The 24,281-nt window shown below is 59.8% G+C and carries 14 protein-coding genes and 1 pseudogene; 9 read left to right on the top strand and 6 right to left on the bottom strand.

Annotation, left to right across the window (positions count from 1 at the left end; translation table 11 throughout):
• Positions 1-286: 286 nt before the first annotated feature.
• Positions 287-2,302, top strand: coding sequence for a M3 family metallopeptidase (locus ABQ278_RS13565; protein ID WP_349320065.1), 2,016 nt, complete (start codon positions 287-289; stop codon positions 2,300-2,302).
• Here ABQ278_RS13565 and ABQ278_RS13560 read toward each other — a convergent pair.
• Positions 2,292-2,702: a response regulator gene (locus ABQ278_RS13560; protein ID WP_349320064.1), complete on the bottom strand. Its 411-nt coding sequence runs from the start codon at positions 2,700-2,702 to the stop codon at positions 2,292-2,294. The genes ABQ278_RS13565 and ABQ278_RS13560 overlap by 11 nt on opposite strands.
• Positions 2,703-2,904: 202 nt before the next feature.
• Between ABQ278_RS13560 and ABQ278_RS13555 the strand changes: the two genes are divergently transcribed.
• Positions 2,905-3,639: a Crp/Fnr family transcriptional regulator gene (locus ABQ278_RS13555; RefSeq protein WP_349320063.1), complete on the top strand. Its 735-nt coding sequence runs from the start codon at positions 2,905-2,907 to the stop codon at positions 3,637-3,639.
• Between the two features lie 148 nt (positions 3,640-3,787).
• Here the strand turns inward: ABQ278_RS13555 and ABQ278_RS13550 are convergent, their stop codons facing one another.
• The 3 genes and pseudogenes from ABQ278_RS13550 to ABQ278_RS13540 all read right to left on the bottom strand — a co-directional run.
• Positions 3,788-5,089, bottom strand: a complete 1,302-nt coding sequence (locus ABQ278_RS13550; RefSeq protein ID WP_349319980.1) for an IS701 family transposase — start codon at positions 5,087-5,089, stop codon at positions 3,788-3,790.
• A 58-nt stretch (positions 5,090-5,147) separates the two neighbouring features.
• Positions 5,148-6,254 carry an IS630 family transposase gene (locus tag ABQ278_RS13545; RefSeq protein ID WP_349320062.1) on the bottom strand — a complete coding sequence of 369 codons (1,107 nt, stop codon included), beginning with the start codon at positions 6,252-6,254 and terminating at the stop codon, positions 5,148-5,150.
• Between the two features lie 77 nt (positions 6,255-6,331).
• A pseudogene (locus ABQ278_RS13540) lies at positions 6,332-6,478 on the bottom strand (MFS transporter); the annotation flags it as partial.
• A 136-nt stretch (positions 6,479-6,614) separates the two neighbouring features.
• Between ABQ278_RS13540 and ABQ278_RS13535 the strand changes: the two are divergent.
• Both ABQ278_RS13535 and ABQ278_RS13530 read left to right on the top strand, forming a co-directional pair.
• Positions 6,615-7,034: a response regulator gene (locus tag ABQ278_RS13535; RefSeq protein WP_349320061.1), complete on the top strand. Its 420-nt coding sequence runs from the start codon at positions 6,615-6,617 to the stop codon at positions 7,032-7,034.
• A gap of 58 nt (positions 7,035-7,092) precedes the next feature.
• Positions 7,093-7,701 (top strand): hypothetical protein, encoded by a 609-nt coding sequence (locus ABQ278_RS13530; protein ID WP_349320060.1) that lies wholly within the window; start codon positions 7,093-7,095, stop codon positions 7,699-7,701.
• Here ABQ278_RS13530 and sfsA read toward each other — a convergent pair.
• On the bottom strand, positions 7,698-8,360 hold the full coding sequence (gene sfsA, locus ABQ278_RS13525; protein ID WP_349320059.1) for a DNA/RNA nuclease SfsA: 663 nt from the start codon (positions 8,358-8,360) through the stop codon (positions 7,698-7,700). The two genes, ABQ278_RS13530 and sfsA, sit on opposite strands and share 4 nt — an antisense overlap.
• Before the next feature lie 67 nt (positions 8,361-8,427).
• Between sfsA and ABQ278_RS13520 the strand changes: the two genes are divergently transcribed.
• Positions 8,428-9,219 (top strand): molybdopterin-binding protein, encoded by a 792-nt coding sequence (locus ABQ278_RS13520; RefSeq protein ID WP_349320058.1) that lies wholly within the window; start codon positions 8,428-8,430, stop codon positions 9,217-9,219.
• Between the two features lie 14 nt (positions 9,220-9,233).
• Entirely contained in the window at positions 9,234-10,697 is a 1,464-nt protein-coding gene (locus ABQ278_RS13515) for a M20/M25/M40 family metallo-hydrolase (RefSeq protein WP_349320057.1), read from the top strand.
• 485 nt (positions 10,698-11,182) lie between these two features.
• On the opposite strand, the gene ABQ278_RS13510 is transcribed toward ABQ278_RS13515, so the two are convergent.
• Positions 11,183-13,213: a tetratricopeptide repeat protein gene (locus ABQ278_RS13510; protein ID WP_349320056.1), complete on the bottom strand. Its 2,031-nt coding sequence runs from the start codon at positions 13,211-13,213 to the stop codon at positions 11,183-11,185.
• A 331-nt stretch (positions 13,214-13,544) separates the two neighbouring features.
• Here ABQ278_RS13510 and ABQ278_RS13505 point away from each other — a divergent pair, with 331 nt between their 5' ends.
• From ABQ278_RS13505 to ABQ278_RS13495, 3 genes are all read left to right on the top strand, one after another.
• Positions 13,545-16,478, top strand: a complete 2,934-nt coding sequence (locus tag ABQ278_RS13505) for a TonB-dependent receptor domain-containing protein (RefSeq protein ID WP_349320055.1) — start codon at positions 13,545-13,547, stop codon at positions 16,476-16,478.
• 159 nt (positions 16,479-16,637) lie between these two features.
• Positions 16,638-17,576 (top strand): UDP-glucuronic acid decarboxylase family protein, encoded by a 939-nt coding sequence (locus tag ABQ278_RS13500; protein WP_349320054.1) that lies wholly within the window; start codon positions 16,638-16,640, stop codon positions 17,574-17,576.
• Positions 17,577-17,767: 191 nt separating this feature from the next.
• The gene (locus tag ABQ278_RS13495) at positions 17,768-24,274 is read left to right on the top strand and encodes an ice nucleation protein (RefSeq protein ID WP_349320053.1); all 6,507 of its coding nucleotides are present in this window, start codon (positions 17,768-17,770) and stop codon (positions 24,272-24,274) included.
• Positions 24,275-24,281 lie beyond the last annotated feature (7 nt).

Here is a 24,281-nt window from a genome sequence, read left to right as displayed (position 1 = left end):
GGGGTGTCTGCGTGAGGCAGCGAGGCGCACGGTTTCGACATCATGTAGTCGCGTGTGATCGGCAGGGTATCGAGCTTTTTGCTGAGCTGGATCTGGAACCCCATCAGATCGCCATAGCGGAAACCGAGTTCGCAGTAGCACAGGGAAACAGATGCGGTAACCTTTGGAGATTAGGCGCTTCACACCATAAGAATCCCTCTGTGGAAATAGGGAACAGGCAAAAGGATTGCGCGTTTTAAATAATGACGTTATCCCTTATGCGCACAACCATTCCGAGGGGTTCATCATGTCGTTTTTCGCGCGCCTGACCTTCACCGCCGCACTTCTGGCCAGTACGGCCCTGTCTGTTCAGGCCGCCCCCACCATGCTGGATCAGGACGTCAACGCCTATCTGAAAGCTTTCCCCGATACGGAGACAACGGCGGCGGCCATTACGGCACGCTGCGCGTCGACTCTGGCCCTCAGCACTAAGGCTAAGACGGCGCTGGAGATGCGTAAAGGACCGGCGACCCTTAGTGAGGATTTCGCCGGTTTCGACACCCTTTTGCTGGTGCTCGGCGACGGCAGCAACGAGATGTATCTCTTTTCCGAAACCAGCCCTGTGAAAGAGGTACGTGACGCGGCGCAGGCCTGCATCCCGAAGCTCTCGGACTTGGCGACGGCGGTCAGCCTGTCACGCCCCATCTATGATCGTCTCGCTGCCATCCCGACCAAGGGGCTTGACGAAAAGACCAGTTTCACCCTGCAGAAGATGCTGACCAACTATCGCCTGTCCGGCGTCGACAAGGATGACGCCACCCGCGCCCGCGTTACCGAGTTGCAAAAGCAAATCACCGAAACTGGTCTGAAGTTCGGCGAGAATATCCGCAATGACAAGGGCGACATCGCCTTCAAGCCGGAAGAACTGGCCGGTGTTCCGCAGGACTTCATCGACGCCCATAAGCCGGGCGCGGACGGTCTTGTCCACCTGACGCTCAACTATCCGGACGTTTTCCCGATTCTGGATTTTGCAACCTTGCGCGAAACCCGCAAGAAAATGGGAATCGCTTTTTCCAATCGCGCCTATCCGGCCAACGAAAGCGTGCTGAAAAGCCTGCTGGAACAGCGCTATGCCCTGGCGCAGACCCTGGGTTACCCGAACTACGCCGCGCAGGTGACCATCGACAAGATGATCGGTTCGCCGGAACGCGCCGCCAAATTCCTCGATGAGGTCAATGTCGCCGCCAAGCCGGGCGCCGACGCCGACTATGCCGAACTGCTGACCTTCGCCAGGACGGTCGATCCCTCGATCACCGAATTGCAGCGCTGGGACAGCTCCTATATGCAGAACCTTCTGCGCAAGCAAAAGTATGATGTCAGCGCCGAGGAGGTTCGTCAGTATTTCACGCTCGATAAGTCACGAGACGGCATCTTCAGGTTGGTGCATGACCTGTTCGGCGCCGATATCCGGCCATGGAATACGCCGGTGTGGGACAAGAGCGTCACAGCGTGGGAGCTTTATGACGGCGACAAGCTGGTGGGGCGTTTCTATCTTGATATGAGCCCGCGCGATGGCAAGTATAACCATGCGGCGCAGTTCCCGATCCGCACCGGCATCGAAGGCCGGCAGATACCTGTGGGCGCGCTCATTTGCAACTTCCCCGCCACCGGCCCGATGGATCACGAGGATGTCACGACCTTCCTGCATGAGTTCGGCCATCTGATCCACGCCATGTATTCCGGCCATACCCAATATGGCGTCCAGTCCATGGGCAACCTGCAATGGGATTTCATCGAGGCGCCGTCACAATTGCTCGAGGAATGGACGTGGAACTACGACACGCTGAAAACCTTCGCCGCCAACGACAAGGGCGACGTCATCCCCGAGGCGCTGGTGAAGAAGATGAACGCCGGTCGCCGTTTTGGTGAGGCCGGAAGCTGGAAGGGGCAGTTGGCCTATGCGGCGGTGTCGCTCAACTTCTACAACCGCAAGCCGGATTTCGATCTGAAGACGATGTTTGACGAGCAAACCCAGCGTTATTCTCTTTATCCAGCGATTCCAGGCACCCATTCGTATGCGAGCTTCGGTCATCTCGATGGTTATTCGGCGATCTATTACACCTATGTCTGGTCGAAGGCGATCGCGCTCGATCTCTTCACGCGCTTTGAGGCCGCGGGTATCCGCGATCAAAAGACAGCCGTGGCCTATCGCAAGCTGGTGCTGGAGCCGGGTGGTTCGGAAGACGCCAATGTGCTGATCCAGGATTTCCTCGGACGCCCTCTAAGTCTGGAAGCCTTCAAGACCGAACTGGCTAAGAAGTAGGACGTTCGGCAGCAATCTCAGTGAGGCGGGCGTTCAGGACGTCAAAGTAAACCGGCTTGAGCAGGAAATGATGAAAACCGGCGCTATCGGCGCGGTGCCGGTAATCGTCATGTTGCCAGCCCGTCTGGGCGATGCAGAGCGTTTTTTGCAAGTCCGGCAAAGCGCGCAGTTCGCGGCACAGATCAAAGCCGCTCATGCCGGGCAGTTCGATATCGATCAGGGCGACATCCGGTGCGTAGGCCTCAGCCGTCATCAACGCCTGTCCCGGTGTGTGAGCGATCAGGTAGTCATGCCCCATGGCTTCGATCATCAGGCCGGTGGCTTGCGCGGCGGCATGATTGTCCTCCACGATCAGGATGCGCAAGGCGCCGGCAGGCGCGCTGGTGTCAGTGGAGGTCACGGGAATTCCTTATATTTCAGCAGCATAAAAAGACACGTCATTTTTATGGAGCGCTATCCGGGGCACATTGATGCCTTATGCACCTGATCCTAAACCTGAAGACCGTCGTATGCGTGGCAGGGCGTTGTGTTCACGAGTAACACTTTACGTGACCGCAGTCTGTTCACTAGTGCACACTCCTAGTCACATTGCCGGATTAATAATGCCCGCACCAACCAAAGCCCAACTGGCCCAAAACGCGCTCCTGTCGGTTCTCCGGGAAGAGGATCGCATCCGGCTGGAGCCGCATATGCTGGCGCTGGAAACAAAGGCTGATGATGTGCTCATTCGTGCCGGCGAGGATGTTCTGGACACATGGTTTCCCTGTGGCGGCGCGCTGGCGGCCTTTTGGCTGAGCGACGAGAGCGGAGATGCCATCGATGTCGGCTATGTCGGCCGTGAAGGCGCGATTGGCGGCATCGTGTCCAACGGTCATGTGCCGGCCTATTCGACGACGGTGGTGCGCATACCGGGGCTTTTCCTGCGCATCAAAACCTCGGCGCTGGAGCAGCTCAAGATCGAATCCTTAAGTCTGCGCCACTGGTTCGCGCGCTATTCTGATTGCCTTCTGGCGCAGGTGTTCCAGACCTCGGCCTGCAACGCCACCCACACGATCCGGCAGCGCGTTGCCAAGCTGATCCTGGCTGGTCTGGCGCGCACTGGCGAAAGAGAATTCCCTATGACGCAGGAGCAATTGGCCAATATGCTGGGCGTCGGGCGCACCTTCATCAGCCGGGTTATCGGCGACATGCGCCGTGACGGCATCATCGCCTCACGGCGCGGCACTTTGGTGATCAAGGATGAGCACGCCCTGCGCGCGCTGTCGTGCTCCTGCACCCGCCATATCGAAAACCATTTCGATGCGGTGCTGCACGGCATCTATCCGCCCCCGGCCTGAAAACAGACCTAGACCTCGTCCTTACCGGACGCGAAGATACAGGCCAGGGGGATCAGGGCGGCGCCGAAAATCCCGGCGAAATTGAAGGTGAGCGAGGTGCTAGCACTACTTTGGCATATTATTCTTGGCGGGCTCGGCGAGGCGTTTGTCACAGTGGGGACAGCGCCTTGGTGGCGGTCGCATGAAGAGGTCGAGAATGGCCTGGCGGATGGCGGGCATTGTCGGCTGAGGCGGTGGCCCCCCAACTCTTTTTTTTTCGTCCCGCTGCTTTGAGGCGGCGGGATTGGAGAAATGCAAAAGCGATCATCGCCATTAGACAATGTCGGTGCAAACCGGTCCATGACCTGCCTTCGAAGTGATCAAGCCCAAGCTCTTCCTTGAGTTGCTGATGTGCCTGTTCGCAGATCCACCTTGCCTTGATAGCCGCGGCTAGCATCTTGAGGGGGGCGTCGGCAGGCAGGTTTGACAGGTAGTATTTCTGTTCTCCGGTTGAACGCCTTTCCCCGACCAGCCAGACCTCCTCCTCGCCAGGCATGGCTTGGACACGACCGTCGCTCATACGATGCCTGTGGCCATCTGCGACCCGAACGCGGCAAGCGGCAAACTGGCAGTTCAGCTTGCCTTTGGTTCCGCGCCGCCAACTTACTTTCTTCCATTTCCCATCAGCCAACATCTTTTCGGCAGAGACAGCAACATCGTCAGGGACATGGTATTTGCGCCGCCTTCCGGTTGCCGCTTCCGGGAAGATTAGGCCGACGTCTGCCTGATACACATTCTGACGCCGTGATATGCCGACGGCCCACAACAGGTCGCGCTTGCTCAGGGCCTCGCGGAACGGCCCGCTTGACCCATAGCCAGCATCGGCCAGCACGCACCCGAACCGGGCCCCAGAGGCTATAACACGATCAATTTCCTCAATGGCGATCTCCGGCTTTGTCAGGGCAACCTGGCATTCTTGCGGGACCCGAGCCCGGTTCATCCGCGCGACATCATTCGTCCAACTCTCGGGCAAGAACAGGCGCAGGCCCACCATCACAGGCACTTCGCGCGATGCCAGCGTCACCGAAACAAGCGACTGGCAGTTGGACGTCTTGCCAAGCGAGGAAGCATATTGCGCCGCCACGCCAACCGAATGGCTGCCCTTTTTCGGCAGCGCCGTGTCATCGATGACAAGATAACCGGCATCATCCCCCACCAGACGGTCGGCCTCCTTCAGGAGAACGGCTTCAAGCGGTCCACTTTCCCAAACGCCGTCAGAGACAAAATGATGGAGTTGGTCATAGCCAAACTCGCCATCGCGGGCGGCCATCGGCTGGACACTCTTGCGGTCACCCGGGCCAATCAGGCCTGCAATATAGGCAGGGCACAGCCGCATCCGGGTCTTATGCCGCAAGGCCACCAGGAAGGGCGTCAACCAATCTTCCAAATCTACGCGCCAATGTTCCGACATCGCCAGTCTCCTTAAAGCTGGCTCTCTATGAATCACGCAATGTCAGCCGGGGGAATCCTCAAAATTCATTTTCTGCCAAAGTAGTGCTAGTGTTGTGACTTAACGCCTGTCGCCCCCTGGCGACCTTTTCAAGAATGTCTGTAGCGGATTTGGTCCAAACGAAGGGCTTTGGATCGGCGTTGTGATGATCGAGATAGTCTTGAATTGCGCCTTCGAGTTCGGCGACACTCTTGAACACGCCGCAGCGGATGCGATCGCCTGTTATCAAGCCGAAAAAGCGTTCGACCTGATTGAGCCAGGACGCCGAAGTGGGGGTGAAATGCATGTGGAAGCGAGGATGTTTGGCCAGCCATGCTTTGACCGCCGGATGCTTATGGGTGGCATAGTTGTCGGCGATCAGGTGCAGGTCGAAGCCCTTGGGCGTGCTGCGGTCGATGAGTCGAAGGAATTTGAGCCATTCCTGGTGCCGATGACGTTTCATGCATTCGCCGATCACCCTGCCGGTGGCGACATCGAGGGCGGCGAACAGTGTCGTCGTGCCATGCCGCTTATAGTCGTGGGTCATCGTTCCCGCCCGCCCCTTCTTCATTGGCAGGCCCGGTTGGGTGCGGTCCAGCGCCTGGATCTGTGACTTCTCATCGACCGAGAACACCAGTGCCCGGTCCGGCGGATCAAGATAGAGACCGACGACGTCCGTCACCTTCTCGACGAACTGCTTGTCGTTCGACAGTTTGAACGTCTTGGTCAAATGGGGCTTGAGCCCATGCGCGCTCCAAATGCGCTGTACGCTGGTGTGGCTCAGACCCACCGCCTTGGCAAGCGTGCGCGCGCTCCATTGCGTGGCAGCCGGTGGCTTCTGTCGCAGCGTCATCTCGACCACACGCGCAATGACTTCGGCGCTCAACGGCGTCTTACGGCCAGGCCGGGTCGCGTCGCGCCCAAGCCCATCGACACCCTGCTCAAGATAACGATCGCGCCAGCGGTAGGCCGTCTTCTTGGTCTTGCCCAGCGTCCGCACAATCGACGCCAAACTCGCCGCGTCCGCCCACATCAGCACGATCCGCGCACGCCAAACAAGCTTCTGCGGCGTGTTCCGGTCCGCCACCCAACCTTCCAACCGCACCCGAGCCTCAGGCGACAGCAACAGCCTTTTGTCCATGTCCATCGACACAGACTCGCATATTTGCAAGATCAAGGGAATCCATCCGTTGATTCCGCAACACTAGTATAGCGCACGCCGGTCGGGTCGCTGGACGGAAAGAAAGCGGTCGGAAAAATCAGCATCGCCGCCGTGGCGTAGACGTAAAAATCGAAGAAGCCGATGCTCGTGTCGATCAGGCTGGCGATCAGGACGTGGGCCGGCGAGTTGAGCGGCTTATGAGCGGTCAAAAAGGAAGCAGGGGCCGTGTGACGGGGGCTAGCGCATTTTGCGTCGAAACGGAACCCTGCAGTTAACCTAATAATCACACATAATCATGATAATAGCCGACAGTATGTCACAATTGACGAAGTAGTGGAGCGCCGCGTGTCCCGCCATGTATTGATTCTTGAAGACAGTCGCACCCAGGCGACGATTATCAGTAAGATGTTTCAGCGCGTAGGTTATGAAACAACCTGTGTGGTCACATCCGATGAAGCACAGGAACAGTTGAAGGTTGGCGCCTTCGACCTGTTGTTGCTCGATGTCTTTGTTGAAAGCCATAATACGCTTGATGACCTGCAAGGTTACCGCGATCTGGCGCCGCATGTGCCGGTGGCGATCATGACGGCTGGCCAGCTCGATAACCCCGACGCCAGCGCCGAATCCCTCAACAAGGCCCGTCGCGCCCGCGTCAACTTCCTGCTGCCAAAGCCTTTCTATTTTGATGACGTCAAGCAGATTTGTGGCGATGTCGATACCTATTGGAGTCACATCGACGCCTCCAAACAGGCCGTTGCATCCTGACCCACATCACGGCACCAAGGGTAGCTTGCCTGACGTTGCTGACAACCTGAAGACAGATATGAACGCGACCAGCCCGTCCGATCCCACGACCGTTAACGCGGCGCTGGATAGTCGTTTGCTCGACCTGATGCGGCAATCGCAAGGGGTTGTGACGCAGACGCGTGATTTTTTCAGCAAGCTTGATGCCCAGCGCACGGCGGAATTTCGCGTGATCGCCGGTTTTCTCGAAAAGGCCCGGGCCGAGCTGCGCGATTTGCGCCCGCATGAAATATCGGAAAAAGGGCTGCCCTCTGCCGACGCGGAGCTGGAGGCCATCACGCGCGACACCGAGGTTGCCACGAACGCTATCATGACCTCGGCCGAAACCATCATGGGCATGAACGCCGGCGATCCCGACCTCAAGGCGGCGATCGACGACGAAGTGATGAAGATGTTCGAATCCTGTGCCTTTCAGGATATCACCGGCCAGCGCGTCAGCAAGATCATCAAGGTGCTGAAGCAGGTCGAGGAGCGGCTGAACGGGCTGTCGCAAACCCTGGGCATAGGCGAATCGGCTGAGCACGCGTTGACGGCGGAAGAGATCCGCCGCCGCGACCTGTTGCTCAATGGTCCAGCAATTGGTGGCCCCGAAACCGATCAGAGCGCTATCGACGCTCTGTTCGACTAAAGCACTTTAAGTGCTTTCTCAAAGCGCAGGCCGTCTTCCGAAAAAGCAAACCCCACAGCGATGAACTCAACGCCGGCACTGCGCGCGGCGTCATAGGCGCGTCCGAAAGCCTGATCGCAATCGCGGGCAATATTGAAGGTGGTGCAATCCTCGCGCTGGACGCAGAAGACGACAACGGCGCGATAGCCGGTCTGCACAATGTCGATCAGGTCATAGAGATGCTTGGCGCCGCGTTCCGTCACACAATCGGGAAATTCGGCGTGACCGGCGCGGCGCGACAGGTGGACATTCTTGATCTCGATATAGGCGTCAGGCAGGAACGAATGGCCGCTGGCATAGATATCGATGCGGGAGTTGTGGCCGTATTTTTTCTCCGGCTGCAGAGCCGTATAGCCCGTAAGCTCTGGCAACCTTTGTGCGGCTATGGCCTTGTAAATCGCCCGATTGGGCCACTGCGTATTGACGCCGACCCAGACACCATTCTCGCTCAAAGCCTCCAGGCGATATTGCAGCTTCTTCTTCGGATCATTGAGCTGCGTTACCAGGGCGGGCGTGCCGGCGTTAAGCAGGCCTAGCATCTTGCCGGGATTGGGGCAGTGTGCTGTAATGATTTCGCCGGTATCGAGTTCGATATCCACAAAGAATTGCTTGTATCGCATCACAAGCCGCCCTCTGATGAGGCCGCTCATGCGTATAAGCTGATTATCTGCCACCGGAGTGTCATCCATGCCGAACAATCCCACAGCCGCCATCATCGTTATTGGCGACGAAATCCTGTCGGGGCGTACCATCGACTCAAACGTCAACACAATCGCCAAATTCCTGGGCGCCCTGGGCATCGATCTTCTGGAAGTGCGGATGATCCGCGATGATGAGGCCCAGGTGGTCAGCACGGTCAATGCCCTGCGCAACACCTATGAGTACGTCTTCACCACCGGCGGCATCGGCCCCACACACGACGATATCACAGCCGACTGCATGGCCAAGGCGTTTGGCGTCGATATCAGCGAACATCCCGCGGCGCTCAAGGCGCTGACCGATCGCGCGCTCAAAATGGGCTGGGCGCTCAACGACAACAGCCGCCGCATGGCGCGCATTCCGCATGGCGCCGAACTGATCAGCAACCCGGTGTCGGCGGCGCCCGGTTTCCAGATCGGCAATGTGTTCGTCATGGCCGGCGTGCCCAAGATCATGGAAGCCATGCTGGAAGACGTTGTGCATCGCCTGCGCACCGGCAATACGGTCCTGTCACGCACCATCAAGCTGTCCTATGTCGGGGAAAGCTCGGCCGCCGATGCGCTGCGTGAGATCAACGGGCGCTATACCGATCTGTCGCTCGGCAGCTATCCTTACGGCCTGTCGCTTGATGGCGCATTCGGCACCCAGCTTGTGGTGCGCGGCCAGGATGCCGAGCGCGTCGATGCTGCCGTAAACGAGCTGAAAGCCGCTCTAGTCTCTGTCGTCGAACAGGGCAAGGCGCGTAATCCGCTTGCCAGTTTTGAAGAAATAACCGCCTAGATCTGAGGACCCTTATGAAGCTTATCGCCACCGGCCTTGCCACCGTGCTCGCCCTGACCGCCTTTCACACTGATGCCGCGCCCAAGAAGGCGCCTGTTTCTGCTTCTGGGGCTGTGGCGGCGCCCGTGCCGGTTGAGGATCAGGCCGCGGCCCTGCGCGATGCGGCCCTGACAGCCAATGGCGCTTACGATTTCCTCTCCGAGCTGACGACGCGCTTCGGTCCGCGTCCGGCCGGCAGCGACTCGGAAAAGCGCGCGGCCGAATGGTCGGCGATGCGCCTGAAGGAGCTCGGCTTCCAGAACGTCCATATCGAAAGCTTCCCGCTGCACGTCTGGGCGCGCGGTGGCCCCGAAACCATCGCCATCACGGGCGAATTTGCGCAGCCGCTGGTCGGTGTATCGCTGGGCGGCTCGACCGCCGGCGAGGTCGAAGGCGAGGCTGTGATGTTCGACACCTATCAGGAGTTTCTCGATTCCAAGGCCGACGTCACTGGCAAGATCGTCGTCATTCTGCAGCCGATGGCCAAGGCCAGCAATGGTTCGGGCTATGGCCGCATGTCGGGCACGGTGCGCGGCAAGGGGCAACTTGAAGCGCAAAAGCGTGGCGCGGTGGGCTATGTCATGCGCTCGCTGAGCACTGACAACAACCGCTTCGCCCACGCTGGCGCGAGCGCCTGGACCGACGGCAAGGGCATCCCCGCCATGGCCATCAGCGCGCCCGACGCTTCGCAACTGAGCCGCATCAAGGTGCTGCAAAAGGCGGGCAAGGGCGGTCCGGTGCGCATCAGCATGAAGACCACAGGCCAGTTCCTGGGTCTGAAAACCTCGCAGAATGTCGTCGCCGATTTGGTCGGTTCGGAACATCCGGAGCAGGTGATTGTGGTCGGCGGCCACCTCGATAGCTGGGATCTCGGCACGGGCGCCATTGATGACGGCGCGGGCGTCGCCATCACCATGGCCGCCGCCAAGGTCATGATGGACCAGGGCGTGAAGCCCAAGCGCACCATCCGCGTTGTCTTCTGGGGTTCGGAAGAGGTGTCGCAACCGGCGGGTGACACCACCGAAACCGGCGGCGGCGCTTTCCGTGAAGCCCACAAGTCGGAGCTGTCCAACTATGTCGCGCACGCCGAATCCGATTTTGGCGCCGACAAGCTCAACAATTTCGCGCTGTTGCCGACGGATGATACCGGCTTCGTCACCAAGCTGAGCAATCTGCTCTACCCGCTCGGTATCTATTACGACGCCAAGGCCACGCCCAATGGCGGTGAGGATTCCGGCGCCATGAACGGCTTCGTACCGGCCTTTGATCTCAATCAGGATGGTTACCGCTATTTCGATACGCACCATACCGCCAATGATACGTTCGACCGCATAGATCCGCAGCAACTGAACCAGAACGTCGCCGCATATACCGCCACCTTGTGGCTCATGGCCAATACCGACGTCCGCTTCAAGCTGCCGCCCAAAGAGGCTCACTAAGCCCGTGCCCTCCTTCAATCCTCTGATTGAGGGAGGGCACAGTTTTTTTGCGCTGCGATGCGCATTTAAGCGACCGACGTCAAAAGTCACTCGACAGGAGCCGTATGCCCCCGTTATAAGCCGGGCTGGTTATGCGGGCGTGGCGAAATGGTAGACGCTACAGACTTAGACCAAATTGAGTGCCATCGGGGAAATCCGATGCGTAGAACTGCTCAAATTCGGGGAAGCCTTTTACTGGTAATCCCGAGCCAAGCCGACGAAAGTCGGAAGGTGTAGAGACTAGACGGGCAGCACCTAAACCCCATCAGGGCATGGTGAAGGGATAGTCCAGACCACGAACGCCTGTGCGGCGGCGAAAGCCGAAGTGGTAAGAAAATCTGTCGGGGGCAACCCCATGCCGGTTCGAGTTCCGGCCGCCCGCACCACACCTTTTCCGCCCGTAGAATCGCATCCATGAACATCAGCTTAGGCGATGGGCAGTTCTTTTAGTCCGGCTTTTTCCACAGGCGGTTATCGTAGGGCACCGGGCGGTAGGCATGGCGCTGGGCCAGACGCTCCTGCCAGAAGCCGCGATAATCCTTGATCGCCTGCACCTCGATGCCCTCGTGGTCGTATTTCAGGCCCATCTCGAAATAGGTATCGAGATTGCTGAGATCGGGCTGGGGCAGTTTGTCATCGAGACAGTCCTGCCACATACCGGCGTAGAGGTCTTCCAGGTGCTTCACCAGCTTGGTGGTATCGAACAGGGTGCTGGTCATGCGGTTGGCCAGAAGCTGCTCGCGGTAAGCCGCAAGATCACCATTGCCGCGGCCGAGCGCCACGGCCTGATCGATATAGTCCTCGACCGTGGTGCACACCAGATCGTCGGGCAGGCCGGCGGCCTTGACCAGTGATCCGCAGACGCGCGAGGCAAAGGTGCGGCCCGAAAGTGTCAACACCGGCACGCCCATCCACAGGGCGTCCGAGCAGGTGGTGTGGGCGCCGTAGGGGGTGGTGTCGAGGAACAGATCGGCAAGCTGGTAACGCGCCAGATGGTGGGCATTGGCCATCTTGGCGGCGAAGATGATGCGTTCGGGATCGATGCCCTTGGCCTTGGCGTAGTCCTTCAGGCGGCCGTGCGAAGTTTCGGCGCCAGAGAGCAGCCACAACACGCTGTCGGGCACGCGGGCGAGGATTTCCAGCCAGCGATCGAAGGTGAATTTGGTGATCTTGTGCGTGCCGTTGAAACAGCAATAGACGAAGGCCTTTTCCGGCAGCCCCACCTCGGCGCGCGTCGGCACGGTATCTGCCACGATGCGCAGACGGTTGTTCGGCTGGTAGCAGGGCAGGCGGGTGACGGCTTCGGAGTAATAGATTTCGTCGCCGGCGGGGATCACCCAGTCATCGGCCACGATATAGTTGTGGTAGGGGCTGCCGAGTGAGCCGGGGAAGCCCAGCCAGTTGACGATCACCGGCGCAGGGCGCAGGGCCAGCAGCTTGACGCGGCCGTCGCGGGTGTAGCCGTTGACATCGATCAGGATCTGGATGCCGTCGTCGGCGATACGGCGGGCGGCGGTGACATCGTCCATGCCGGTGATGTCGATGAAATGATCCGAGGTTTCTTTATAGTGGTTGTGGATCGCATCATTGGTCGCGATGCCGCAATAATAGCTGTAGACCTCGACCTTACTCCGGTCATGCAGGCCCATGACCTCATACATCAGGTGACCGATGGCGTGTTCGCGCAGGTCAGACGACAGGTAGCCGATGCGGATTTTCTGTTGGGTGTTAGCGGTCTTCTTGCCATTGCGGGCTGCCCAGTGCTTGGTGATGATCTCGCCGACCGGTTCACCGACATCCTTGAGATTGTAGTGATAGCTGACCGCTAACTGGAACATCGGGTCGTCGGTATAGGCGTCGATCGACAGGGGGGATATGCCAGAGAGCAGATTGTCGCGCGTCATGTTCTCGAACGGCAGCACGATCGGCCAGGCGCACTGGCGCTGGCGCAGGGCGATGAAGTGCTGCATGGCCTCGCGCTGGTGCGGATCAAGTTCCAGGCTGATGCGCAGGGCGGTTTCGGCGGCCTCGTCCTGATGAGCGCCTTCGAGCACGCGCGCCGACTGATTGAGCGCCATGGTCTTGTGCTTGAGCGCCGAGCCGTTGAGCTGGTTCAGGCGGCTGGCGAGGTTGTTCCAGGTGATGACGGCCTGAGCGTTATCGCCCAGTCCTTCATAGATGCGGCCGAGATTGATATAGACGCTGTGGAAATCGGGGGCGATCTCGACCACGCGCTCCATGACCTCGCGGGCGCGGTGCAGGTCGCGCGCATCGGTGAGGATGACGCCGAGATTGAACAGCAGCGCGTAGAGCAGGGGGTGGTCGGGATTGTTGGCTACGAACTGATCGTAAAGCGCGATGGCCGACATTTCCTGCCCGGAGCTTTTCAAGGCTTCGGCCGTTTGAATGAGTTCCATCACGCTCATGGCTTGGCCTCCGCTGGTCTCCGCAGGCTTGATCTGTGCTGTGTCCGGCATGGTGTCCCCGATTCGTTACTCACCAGAGCTTAAACGCGGTTAACCTTTTGTCAAAGTGGCGCGGCGAACCGATACATAACAAGTGCTGAGTCATTATTATTAAGTCAAAGATGGCTTCAATTTTGAAACATTATTACGTAATAGAAATGAAATCGTGTGTCTGTGAAATATTCGATGACAATTATGCGACAGTTTGAGCGACAGTATATTGTATCCGCAAGGATCGTATAATTTATAATTGAACTGTGCGCGTTAGTGGTTCTCATAGAGTGACGCAAAAGCTTCATCCTTCTGCCGCCTCCCCACGCCACTTCTTGCATAGGTTATAGTTATGAGTATGACACGCAACTCACTCCTGCTGGGCGCCGCCTGCACGGCCCTTCTGACAGCAATGAGCCCTGCCGCCATGGCGCAGGACACCCCCACAACCGATGCGTCCCCCGCAGAAACGACCGTGGTCGTCACCGGCACGCGCATCAAGCGTCCGAACCTGAAAAGCAACAGCCCGATCACCACGGTCGACGCTACAGAGATCAAGGCGCAGGGCGCGACGACTATTGAAACCGTGCTGAACAACATGCCGCAGGTCACGGCAGATGCCAGTCAGGGCGTATCCAACGGATCGGATGGCACGGCACAGGTCAATCTGCGCAATCTGGGCTCCAACCGCAACCTGGTCATGATCGATGGCCAGCGTGCCCTGCCAGGTGAAGCATCAGACCTGAATTTTATTCCGTCTGCCATGGTTGAACGTGTCGATGTGGTCACGGGCGGCGCTTCCGCCGTTTACGGTTCAGATGCCATTTCAGGCGTTGTCAACTTCATCCTGAAGAAGAACCTGACGGGCATCCATCTTGATGCGCAATACGGTTTTTCCGACCACACTAACGACAATGACAGCCTGCGTGACCTGCAATCGTCATATGGTTTCGAGACTGCGCCGAAACACGTAACTGATGGCAGCACCTACACGATCAACCTTTCGGGCGGCAAGACCTTCGCGGATGGCCGCGGCAATATCTCCGGCTTCATCGGTTACCGTAAAGCCGAACCGGTTACCCAGGACAGCCGTGACTACTCCGCCTGCGCTCTCTCCGGCACCACCAGCTTCGCCTGTAGCGGGTCTTCCAACAGCGCCTATGGCAAGTTCACTTCGTCGGACCCGTCGAGCCCAAGTTACCTGACGCCGCTGGCTGATAATCCGGACGGTTCGAAAACTTTTGTGCCTTATGATTCCTCGACCATGGCCTACAACACTAACCCGCTGAACTACATCCAGCGCTCCGACAAGCGCCTGAGCGCCGGCGTGTTCGGCCATTACAAGTTCAACGAGGCCGTCGAGGTTTACGGCACCTTCATCGCCATGAAGGACCGCAGCCTGTCGCAGGTGGCGCCTTCCGCCATCTGGCAGGGCACCGACTTCACCATCAACTGCGACAATCCGTTGATGAGCGATGCGCAGAAGACCTCGCTATGTGGCTCTACAACCTCGACGGCTGACACCACCGCGCAGATCGGCTACCGCTTCGCCAGCCTGCCGCGCATTGGTGATATTCGCCATGAAGACTATCGCGGCACCATAGGCATGCGCGGACAGATCAATGACAATATTAGCTACGATATCAACTATCTGCAATCGGTCGTCTTCTATCACAATGACTATTACAACGACATCAACCAGTCCAAGGTTGTCAACGCCCTCCAGGTCGTCGATGTCAACGGCGTCGCCACCTGTAAGTCGGTGGTGGATGGCACGGATCCGGACTGCGTGCCGGTTGATATCTTCTCGACTGCGGGGCCGTCGGCCGAAGCCCTGGCCTACCTTTCGGATGTCAGTTCGACGCGCAACACCCTGCGTGAACGTAATCTGAGCGGCTCGCTGAATATCGATTTCGGCGCCTACGGCCTGAAATCGCCTTGGGCCAGTGATGGTGTCGCTTCGGTCTTCGGTGCCGAAAGCCGTGTCGATACACTGAACTATGTCGTCAACCAGGTGGCGTTGGACAATGGCGGCACCAATTCCGATGGCCGTGTATCGACCAACGAAATCTATACAGAATTCAACGTGCCGGTCATCCAGGATAAGCCCTGGGTTAAGGATCTGACGCTTGATTTCGGTCTGCGCGGTTCAGCCTACAAGGCGTCGTCCAGCACATCGGACTCGCCGCTCAAGCACACCACGACCTGGAAGATCGACGGCCAGTATGCGCCCAACAGCGACATCCGCTTCCGAGCCAGCTACAACAAGGCGGTGCGTGCGCCCAGCATCAGCGAACTGTTCACGGCTCAGGCCCTGGGTAACGTGACCGCCAACGATCCGTGCGGTTCCGAGATGACGGCCACCCTGGCTCAATGCGAACTGACCGGCGTGACGGCCGCGCAATATGGCAGCATCATCCTCGACTGCCCCAGCCAGCAATGTACGCAGCAATATGGCGGCAACCCCAATCTGAATCCGGAAACGGCCAAAACCTATACCTTCGGCTTCGTCTATACGCCGGCCAGGGTGCGCGCTCTGAACCTCAGCGTCGATTACTACAATATCCATGTCGACGATTATATCTCGACCGTCGATCCGACCCTGATCCTCAACCAGTGCCTGACCACCGGCAACAGCTTTTATTGCAACCTGATCCACCGCAATTCGAAAACCGGTATTCTCTACGGCACAGATGGCTATGTCATCTCAACTAACGTCAACACCGGCTATCTTCAAACCAGCGGTGTCGACGTCAGCGCCAATTACGCGCTGGATATCGAGAGCCTGTTCAACAAGAACCTAGGTCGCGTGAACTTCACCTTCATGGGGACCCGTCTGCTGGAACAGGTCACCGAGCCTCTGCCGGGTCTTGGCACCTATGACTGCAAGGGGTTGTTCGGTCCCACCTGCGGCAATCCGAATCCGGAATGGCGCCATACCCTGCGCGCCACGTGGGCCATGCCATGGGCGGATGCCAACCTGTCGGTTAACTGGCGCTATTTCGGCGCGGTCAAGCTGTCGAGCAACACCGACAATGCTTACCTTGCCGGAACCACCAGCACACTCAACAGCGAGATCAAGGCCTATAACTATATTGATCTTTCCGGCAGCTACAAATTCGCCGGCCGTTATAGCGTCCGGGCCAGTATCAACAACCTGTTTGACAAGGATCCACCGGTTCTGGCGTCGAACGTGCTCACCGGCACGGCCAATGGCAACACCTATGCCAGCGCCTATGATACGCTTGGTCGCACGATTATGGTGGGCATCACCGCCGATTTCTAAAAGTTACAGTTTGTGTGCAACTTGCAGCAACCGCGTTTTCACGCGGTTGCTGTTTTTTATGGTGCGTGTCGATGCTGAATTAAGTTCGGCAAATGTGGCGAACTCGTGGCAAAGCGCCAGACAGGAAAATACGGCGCATAGGTAAGCCGAGGGGATAGCATGAAGAAGATTTTGGTAACGGGCGGCGCGGGGTTTCTCGGTTCGCACCTGTGTGAGCGCCTGCTGGCGCGTGGTGACGATGTGGTGTGTGTCGATAACTTCTTCACCGGCCAGCGCAAGAATGTCGCTCACCTGATGAGCAATCCCTATTTCGAGGTGATGCGTCACGACATCACCTTCCCACTCTATGTCGAGGTTGATGAGATCTACAACCTGGCCTGTCCGGCATCGCCGGTGCATTACCAGTTCGACCCGGTCCAGACGACCAAGACGAGTGTTCTCGGCGCGATCAACATGCTGGGCCTGGCCCGTCGTACAAAGGCCAAGATCCTTCAGGCCTCGACCAGCGAAATCTACGGCGACCCGGAAGTCCATCCGCAAACCGAGGATTACTGGGGCCGCGTCAACGTGCAAGGACCGCGCGCCTGTTATGATGAGGGCAAGCGCTGCGCCGAGACCTTGTTTTTCGATTATAACCGCCAGCATAACCTGCGTATTAAGGTCATGCGCATCTTCAACACCTATGGCCCGCGCATGCACCCGAATGACGGGCGCGTGGTGTCCAACTTCATCGTGCAGGCCCTGCGCGGTGAGCCTATCACGCTTTACGGCACGGGCGACCAGACGCGCAGTTTCTGTTATGTCGATGATCTGATCGAGGGCATGGTCAAGCTCATGGACAGCCCGGATGAGGTCACCGGCCCGATTAATATCGGTAATCCGGTCGAGTTTACCATGAAGGAACTGGCCGAAAAGGTTATCCGGCTGACAGGGGCGGGCAGCGAGTTGGTTCATAAACCCTTGCCGCAGGACGATCCCCGTCAGCGTCAGCCCAATATCTCACTGGCACGGGAAAAGCTCGGCTGGCAACCCAACGTCATGCTGGACGAGGGTTTGGCACATACCATCGCCTATTTCAAGAGCGAGCTGAACCTCTGAGCCTGTTACAGTTTGGGTGCTCTTGGGTTGTATTTTGTGACGCTACGGCAAAGTTAATCAAAAGTTTACTTTAAAGATTAATAAACTGCTTAATTCAAGTGGTTGGGAAATGTAGGGGTTGAGTTGTGTCATCTATCAGCGGGCTGTCTGCAGCACAAATTTCGAAGCTTAGCAACGCGTTCATTCAGAACATGTCGACCAGTCAACTGGCCGAACTGAAAACGACTCAGATCAGCGCGCTGTCAACCTCCGGGGTTGCGGTCCTCTCGACCACCCAGATTGGCGCTCTCAGTACAACCCAGCTCAAGTCGCTTACGACCACCCAGGTCAAGGCGCTTACCACCGATCAGATTACCTTCCTGGCGACCGGTGCGGTCGCCTTTACCAGTTCTCAGCTCTCGGTTTTGCTGACCGCCCAGTTGGAGGCCTTCTCCAGCACCGCGATCGCCGCGCTCGACACCACCCAGCTCTCCGGTCTTACCGCTTCTGAAATCAGCAACCTGACCACCACGCAGTTCGCGGCACTGACCTCGGATCAGGTTGGCAAGTTCTCGACCTCGCAAATTCGCGGCCTGACCACGGCTGAAGTCGGCGCCCTGACCACGACCCAGCTTTCCGGCCTGACGACGGCGCAGCTCGGCGCGTTCGGTGCTACTGCTATCGGTGCCTTGACCTCGACCTCGCTGCTGGCCCTGAGTTCGACACAGGTGCAGGGTTTCAGCACCGTCGCCATTGCCGCCCTGAGCACGACGCAGTTCAATGATGTCTCGACAACGCTGATCGGCGAGCTGACGGCTACCCAGCTCAAATCGGTCTCGACCACCAACCTCAACAGCCTGTCGAGCGCCGAAATTGGCGCGCTCGCCACCACGGTGATCTCGGCCTTGACCGCTACGCAGATTGGTGGCCTCAACGCCACTTCAATCGGCGCCCTGACCACGACGCAGGCCACCACGCTTTCGACCTCGCAGTTGGTCGCCATCGGCACGGCCGCGCTGGCTGGCCTTACGACGACTGACGCCGCAGCGCTTACGACGACGCAACTCGGCTCGCTCACCGCCGTTCAGGCGGGCGCTCTGGCCACCGATCAACTAGGCGCGCTCAGCACCACCCAGCTCAACGGTCTGACCGCCGTCTCAATCGCCGCCCTCAAGAGCACCCAGGCGACCGGCCTGACCACCACGCAGCTTTCCGGCCTCGACACCGTGCGCCTGCAGGCGCTCAACACCACGCTCCTGACCGCGCTGGACAGCACGCAGGTTGGTTCGTTCACGAGCACGCAGGTCGCGCTGCTCAAGACGACCCAGCTTAACGCCTTGAATGGTACGGCCTTCCTTGATCTGACCACGACCGATGTCGGCGCCCTGACGACCCTGCAACTGGCGGGCCTCAACTCGACTCAGGTCGAGCGCCTGACTGAAACCCAGATCGGTGCGCTTGATGCCGCTCAGATCGGTTCGATCGCTGCCACCAATATCTCGACCTTCTCCACGGCGGATATTGACGCCCTGACGACGACACAGATCGCGGGCATCACTTCGGCACAAGTGTCGCGTCTGACCAACGTGCAATTGGGTAGTTTCAACTCGACGCAGTTCACCGCCCTGACCACGACCGCGCTGGGCGGCCTGACCGGCGCGCAACTGTCCAGCATCGCCACCGACTCGCTGGCGGCACTTTCCACCGATCAGCTCAACGCCCTCAATAACGTCGCGGTCGCCGCCATCACCTCGACTCAGGTGGCCAACCTGACGACGACGCAAATCGCCGGCCTCAATGAAACGAAGATCGGCGCGCTCAGTACCACGGCCATCGGTGGCCTGACCACAACCGAAGTCGATAACCTGACCACCACCCAGATCGGCAAGCTCAGCTCGGCGCAGGTGACGGCGCTCGGTGCCACCAATCTGGCGGAACTGTCCACTACGAATCTGGCCTTGCTGACCGTTGCGCAGGTCGGTGGCGTCACCTCCGCGCAGATCGGCGCGCTGACCTCAACCCAGACAGCGGCCCTGAGCTCGACACAATTGAACGCCCTGACCACGGTCGCCGTCAAGGCGCTCAGCGCGGGTCAGGCGGGTGCCATCACCTCGACCGGCCTGTCGGGCCTGGCTGTAACCCGCATCGGCGCGCTGACTTCGGCCGCTGTCAATGCCCTGACGACTACGGCCCTGACCGGTCTGTCAGCGACCCAGGCGCTCGGCCTGAGTGCCACGCAGGTAGGGGGCTTCTCGACCACGCAAATCGCCTCCCTCTCGACCGATCAGCTCAACAAGCTGACCACGGTGGCGGTTGCCGGCCTCAATGCGACCTTGGCGGAAGCCCTGACCACCACGCAGATGGCGGGTCTGGCGACGACGGTTCTGTCGGCCTTGACTACCGGTGCGATCGCGGCCCTGGATGAAACCCAGATCGCCACGCTCAGTACGGCTCAGATGCAGTCGCTCAAGACGGCGCAGCTCAACGCCCTGACCTCGACGGCGATTGGTGGGCTGACGACGACGGAACTCGACAGTCTGACCTCGACCCAGGTCGCCGGTCTCTCGACCGCGCAGATTGCCAATCTTAACACCACCAACATCGCCAATCTTGAAACCACGCAACTGGTGGGTCTGACGGCCGCGCAACTCGGCGCCTTCGCCACCGATCAACTCGGTGCGCTGACTACGACGCAACTTAACAGCCTGACGAGCGCCACCATCACTGCCCTCAAGACGACCCAGGCGACTGGCCTGACGACCACACAGATTTCTGGCCTCGACACCACCCGTTTGCAATCTCTGAACACAGCGCTTCTGGCGGCGCTCGACAGCACGCAGATCGGCTCGTTGACCTCGACCCAGATGGTTGATCTCAAGGCCACGCAACTGAACGCGCTGAACGTTACGGCTTTTACCGATCTGAACACGACCGATGTCGGGGTGCTGACAACCTCGCAACTGAGCGGCCTGAATGCGACCCAGGTCGAGCGCCTGACCTCGACTCAGGTCGGAACCCTGACCTCGACCCAGCTTGGCGCCCTGACCGCCGCCACGATCTCGACCTTCTCGACCGATGACATTACGGCGCTTTCCACGACACAACTGGCCGGTGTTACTTCGGCGCAGGTCGGCAAGCTGACCACGACCCAGCTCTCTAACCTGACTTCAACGCAGTTCAGCGCCATCACCTCGACAGCGCTCAGCGGTCTGACCGCCGCGCAGGTCGGCGGTATCGCCACGACGTCACTGGCCGCGCTTGGCACAGATCAGCTCAACGCCCTGAGCGCCGTCGCCCTGTCCGGCATCACCTCGGCTCAAGCGGGCGCCTTGACCACAACCCAGATCACGGGCCTGACCGAAACCAAGCTGGCCGCCCTGACGACGACCGCGATCGGTGGCCTGACGACAACCGAAGCTGGCACGCTCAGCTCGACGCAGCTCGGTAAGCTGAGCTCGGCCCAGATCACCGCGCTCGGCGCCAACAACCTGGCGCAACTGTCCACGACGAACCTCGCCCTGCTGACCTCGGCCCAGGTCGGCGGCGTGACCTCCGGCCAGATCGGTGCCCTGACCTCGACCCAGACGGCGGCCCTGACTTCGACGCAACTGAACGCTCTGACCACTGTGGCCATCAAGGCCCTCAGCGCCGATCAGGCGGCCGCGATCACCTCGACCAACCTGTCTGGCCTGGCTGTGACACGTATCGGTTCGCTAACGACCTCGGCTGTGACGGCCCTGACGACGACGGCCCTCACGGGCCTGACCTCCACCCAGGCGCTTGGTCTGACGTCATCACAGGTCAATGGCCTGACCACGACTCAGGTTGCCTCGCTCTCGACCGATCAGATCAACAAGCTGACGACGCTGGCGGTCTCGGGTCTGAACACTACGCTCGCCGAGGCCCTGACCACCACGCAGGTGAGCGGTCTGGCCACAACGATCCTGTCGTCACTGACCACCGGCGCAATTGCCGCGCTTGACCAGACGCAAATCGCCACGCTCAGCACAGCGCAAATGCAGGCTCTAAAGACGGCGCAGCTCAATGCGCTGACCTCGACGGCCATCGGCGGGCTGACGACGACCGAACTGGACAGCCTGACCTCGACCCAGGTCGCCGGTCTCTCGACCACCCAGATCGCCAATCTCAACACCACCAACATCACCAATCTGGAAACGACCCAACTGGCAGGCCTGACAGGCGCCCAACTGGGCAGCTTTGCCACCGACCAGCTCTCTGCTCTAACGACGACGCAACTGAACAGCATCACGGCGCTGGCGCTTGGGGCGCTCAAGAGCACGCAATCGACCGGCCTGACGACGACGCAGCTTTCGGGCCTCGATACCACCCGCCTGCAGGCGCTGAACACGACGCTTCTGACGGCTCTGGACGCTACGCAGGTCGATAGCCTGACCTCAACTCAGGTGGGTCTGCTCAAGACGACGCAACTCAATGCGATCAATGCGACATCCTTCAGCGGCCTGACCACGACCGACGTCAGCGCCCTGACGACTTTGCAACTGGCGGGCCTGAACTCGACCCAGGTCGAGCGTCTGACATCGACCCAGGTAGGTGGGCTAAGTTCCGATCAACTCGGCGCCCTGACAGCGGCCACGATCTCGACCTTCTCCACGGACGATATAGACGCTCTTTCCACGACCCAACTAGCCGGCGTCACCTCGGCGCAGGTCGGCAAGCTGACCACGATCCAGCTATCGGCCCTCAACTCGACCCAGTTTGGCGCCATTACCTCGACCGCTCTGGCCGGCCTGACCTCGCTTCAGGTCGGTGGCATTGCCACCAATTCGCTGGCGGCGCTCACCACCGATCAGCTTAACAGCCTGGCCGCAACGGCCCTGGCCGGCATCACCTCGACGCAGGTCGCCAACCTGACCACCACGCAGATCTCGGGGCTGACCGAAACCAAGCTGGCGGCACTTTCGACAGGTGCGCTCGGTGGTCTGACCACGACCGATATTGGTCTGCTCAGCACGACACAGCTTAGCAAGCTGAGCGCCGTGCAGGTGGGGGCGCTCGGCGCCACCAACTTCGCGGAACTGACCACCACCAAGATCAACGCTCTGACCGCCACCCAACTGGCCGGTGTCAGTTCGCAGGAACTGGCAGCCCTGACCTCGACCCAGGTCGGCGCCCTGACCTCGACCTCGCTCAACGCCCTGACGACGCTGGCGCTCAAGTCGCTGACGGCCGATCAGGCCGGCGCCATCACCTCGACCGGCCTGTCAGGGCTGGCCGTGACGCGCATCAGTTCGCTGACGACAGCAGCGGTCAACGCCCTGACGACGACGGCCCTGACCGGACTGACCTCGACCCAGGCGCTCGGCCTGACTTCATCGCAGGTTGGCGCCCTGACGACGACTCAGATCAGTTCGCTCTCGACCGACCAGATCAACAAGCTGACCGCCGCCGCCGTGGCCGGATTGAACGCCACCCTGGCAGAATCCCTGACCACCACGCAGGTTGGCGGACTGGCCACCACGCTGCTCTCGGCCCTGACCACAGGTGCTATCGCCGCGCTGGATGAGACCCAGATCGCTACGCTCAGCACAGCGCAGGTCCAGTCGCTGAAGGTACCGCAGTTGAACGCCCTGACCGCGACGGCCGTCGCCGGCCTGACCACCACGGAAGTTGGCGGCCTGACCACGGCGCAACTCACCGGCCTGACGGCGACACAAGCGGGCAACCTGACCTCGACCCAGCTTGGTGTCCTGCTCTCGACCCAGCTTGGCGCTCTGACCACGGCCAGCATCGCGGTGCTTGATGCTACCGACATTGGCGCCATCGACTCGACGCAACTGGCGGGTCTTGGCGCGCTCCAGATCGGCGCTCTCAACGCCACGGCCTTCGCCGGCCTGAGCACCACCAAGCTCGGCGCCCTGACCACCGCTCAGGTGGCAGGTATCACGTCTTCGGACCTTGTGGCCCTGACCACGACGCAACTGAGCAGTCTCGGTTCGACCCAAATCGGCGCCATCTCGACGCGGACGCTTTCGGCTCTCACCGAAACAACCTTCGGCGGTTTGTCGACGACGCAACTTGGCGGCCTGACCCAGACCCAACTCTCCACCCTTACTGAAACGGCGCTGAATGGTCTGACGACGACGCAGCTGGCCAATCTTACTACGACGCAACTCGGTGGCATGAAGGCGAGCCAACTGGCCTCCCTGACCTCCGATCAGCTTGCAGGCCTGACCTCGACCCAACTCGGCTCGCTGAGCACGACGGTCATCGCCGGCCTGAACGCCACTCAGGCCAACAGTCTGACCACGACCCAGTTCTCGGGTATCACCGACACCCAGTTGCCGGGCCTTAGCACCACGGTCTTTGGCTCGCTCTCCACCAGCGTGATCGATGCCCTGACGACGGCGCAGATCGGCCTGATTACGGCCACCGAACTGAAATCGATGAGCACGGCGCAACTGGCGGCGGCTGATCAAACGCAACTGTCGGCCATCAGCACCACAGCCATCGCCGGACTGAGCGCAACGCAGATCGGCAGTCTCTCGACCACCCAACTGACGCTGCTATCGACGTCGCAGATCGGCGCCCTGACCACTTCGGCGATCACCGGCCTGACGACCGATCAAATCCCGTCGCTCTCGACGACGCAGATCACCGGCATCACGGCAATCCAGCTTTCGGCCTTCTCGGACGCTCAACTGGAATCCCTGACCGACGCGCAGCAACTCGCGCTCTAAACAAGGG

It is taken from the genome of Asticcacaulis sp. MM231 (assembly GCF_964186625.1).
GTDB lineage: Bacteria > Pseudomonadota > Alphaproteobacteria > Caulobacterales > Caulobacteraceae > Asticcacaulis.
Note: the sequence above shows the minus strand (reverse complement) of the source record. Positions and strands in the feature narration are given on the sequence as shown.

What these genes read in the sequence shown, in the direction of transcription:
- ABQ278_RS13565 (WP_349320065.1), top strand. Translation starts at nt 287, where the DNA reads ATGTCGTTTTTCGCGCGCCTGACCTTCACCGCCGCACTTCTGGCCAGT.
- ABQ278_RS13555 (WP_349320063.1), top strand. Translation starts at nt 2,905, where the DNA reads ATGCCCGCACCAACCAAAGCCCAACTGGCCCAAAACGCGCTCCTGTCG.
- ABQ278_RS13550 (WP_349319980.1), bottom strand. Translation starts at nt 5,089, where the DNA reads ATGTCGGAACATTGGCGCGTAGATTTGGAAGATTGGTTGACGCCCTTC.
- ABQ278_RS13545 (WP_349320062.1), bottom strand. Translation starts at nt 6,254, where the DNA reads ATGGACATGGACAAAAGGCTGTTGCTGTCGCCTGAGGCTCGGGTGCGG.
- ABQ278_RS13530 (WP_349320060.1), top strand. Translation starts at nt 7,093, where the DNA reads ATGAACGCGACCAGCCCGTCCGATCCCACGACCGTTAACGCGGCGCTG.
- sfsA (WP_349320059.1), bottom strand. Translation starts at nt 8,360, where the DNA reads ATGCGATACAAGCAATTCTTTGTGGATATCGAACTCGATACCGGCGAA.
- ABQ278_RS13520 (WP_349320058.1), top strand. Translation starts at nt 8,428, where the DNA reads ATGCCGAACAATCCCACAGCCGCCATCATCGTTATTGGCGACGAAATC.
- ABQ278_RS13515 (WP_349320057.1), top strand. Translation starts at nt 9,234, where the DNA reads ATGAAGCTTATCGCCACCGGCCTTGCCACCGTGCTCGCCCTGACCGCC.
- ABQ278_RS13510 (WP_349320056.1), bottom strand. Translation starts at nt 13,213, where the DNA reads ATGCCGGACACAGCACAGATCAAGCCTGCGGAGACCAGCGGAGGCCAA.
- ABQ278_RS13505 (WP_349320055.1), top strand. Translation starts at nt 13,545, where the DNA reads ATGAGTATGACACGCAACTCACTCCTGCTGGGCGCCGCCTGCACGGCC.
- ABQ278_RS13500 (WP_349320054.1), top strand. Translation starts at nt 16,638, where the DNA reads ATGAAGAAGATTTTGGTAACGGGCGGCGCGGGGTTTCTCGGTTCGCAC.
- ABQ278_RS13495 (WP_349320053.1), top strand. Translation starts at nt 17,768, where the DNA reads ATGTCGACCAGTCAACTGGCCGAACTGAAAACGACTCAGATCAGCGCG.